This window comes from Streptomyces sp. NPDC006510 (genome assembly GCF_040611955.1).
Classification (GTDB): Bacteria; Actinomycetota; Actinomycetes; order Streptomycetales; family Streptomycetaceae; genus Streptomyces.
On record NZ_JBEXPH010000433.1, the window covers coordinates 1 to 1771 of the forward strand.

General features: G+C 63.8%; 2 protein-coding genes and 1 pseudogene. 2 read left to right on the forward strand and 1 reads right to left on the reverse strand.

Translation table 11 applies throughout. The annotated features are described in order from the left end of the window. On the forward strand, positions 1-255 hold a 255-nt coding region (locus ABZY11_RS44230; RefSeq protein ID WP_356484582.1), incomplete at its 5' end, for an IS3 family transposase. A gap of 57 nt (positions 256-312) precedes the next feature. Then, a pseudogene (locus ABZY11_RS44235) lies at positions 313-447 on the forward strand (IS5/IS1182 family transposase); the annotation flags it as partial. Positions 448-533: 86 nt separating this feature from the next. Here ABZY11_RS44235 and ABZY11_RS44240 read toward each other — a convergent pair. Beyond that, entirely contained in the window at positions 534-1295 is a 762-nt protein-coding gene (locus ABZY11_RS44240) for a hypothetical protein (protein ID WP_356484583.1), read from the reverse strand. Positions 1296-1771: the final 476 nt, after the last annotated feature.

Consider the following 1771-nt stretch of genomic DNA (forward strand, 5'->3'; position numbering starts at 1 on the left):
CACCAGCTGAAAACTGATCAACTTGACGTGATGCGCGACGACTTAACTCCGCGGCATTGCCTGTTCAAGACCGAGCTGATCAAGCCCCGGCGGCCATGGAAGCCGCTGTCCGACGTCGAACTCGCCACCGCCGAGTACGTCGACTGGTACAACCACCGACGACTCCACGGTGAAATAGGGCACACCCCACCCGTCGAATACGAAGCCAACTACTACACCGAACTCACGAAACCCCAGGTCATCACCACAATCTGAGATCTCTACCGAACCCGGGGCGGTTCAGGTCGGCCGCCGGCCTTCGACAAGGAGGACTACAAGGAGCGCCACGCGGTGGAGTGCGGAATCAATCGCCTCAAGCGCCACCGCGCAGTGGCCACGAGATACGACAAGCTCGCCGTCCGCTACGAAGCGACAGTGCTGATCGCAGCCATCAACGAGTGGCTGTGAACAGCCCTCTGCCCCCTTCGCTGGTCGCCCAGGACTCCTTCACCCAGATGACCGCGGTTGGTGGCTGCCGATCTGTGCGCATCCAGCTATGCCGTACTTTGCCCGCTCAGCAGCTTTTCTGCGTACGCGTCCAGCAAGTCGCCCTCATCGTCGGGGAGCCCCAGGACGCGGGCCGCGGCTGGGAAGTCCCAGTCGGTTACCCGCTCCCGGACGGCGACACGGCCGAACGCGTTGTAGCGCTCGAAGTCGACGAGGACGTTGCCGTCGTACGACGCTGCACGTGCGGAGTAATCGTTGTGACCGAAAAAGAAGGTGCCCGGACACCGGATGCCGCCCAGCGCCAAGACCTCGCCTCCGGTGGCACCATCGGCACACTCGATCTCCCTCGCGGCGACCACGGAGTAGCACGGCCTGCACACCAGCGCCCCACTCACCGACAGTCTGCCCAGGACGAACAGCACTGCCCCTTCCTCCAGCACGAGGTCCCCATCGACCTGAACGTCGCCTGCGACAACATGGACCGCGTTCCCCGGCACCACGACAGGTCCTGCGAGTTCGTGCCGGTCGGCTGACGGATACGCCTCTACCAGGACCCGCAACACAGCCCATCGATAGTGCTCCGGACCGTCGAGCCAGTCCCACGACGTTCCGCTGTCCAGCCGGGCGGGCGGCTGCTGCATTCTCTGGTCAAGCTCGTCGACCGTGACGCCATACTGGGCTGCGTCCTGGATGAACAGTGCGTCATCGATGAGTGATGCCCTGACGCGGGCGTACGCGTCCTTGACCTGCTGTGCCGCAAGCGGGAAGGCTGCGGGCTGCCAGAGAAGGGCACGCGAGGAGCTGACCATCCTCCCAAGCTATCAATGCAGAGTGGCGAAAACAACGGTATATCCACGTAACCGCATGCCTAGGTTCTGGCCCAACGCCAGCGGCGCTTTCCGCTTCGCGGGCGCTGCGGCCCTGCGTCGGCAAGGTGTGACAAGTGCGACGGTCCAACCTCCAAGATCCACTTTCGCAACAGGCCCTAGGAACTCAGACGACCGGTTTAGCCCCCTCGGTGCTATAGAACTGGGGCAACCAAGCGGAAGGAAGGACGACCTCCGCAGGAACACGCGTACCGACGGCACCATACCCAGCTCCCCTTGGCGACAGAACGCGCACGACGGTCGCCGCCGATGAACCGATGACCAACCTGGTGTGCCGTCCTGCACCTCGTGCTGATGAGCGGCCGTTACTGACTTCGGCTGGTTAGGGTGACGTTGGGGTGTCGACGGCCAGGCCGGTGCCGGCTATGAAGCCGTCGAGGGTGTCGGGCCGGTACTGC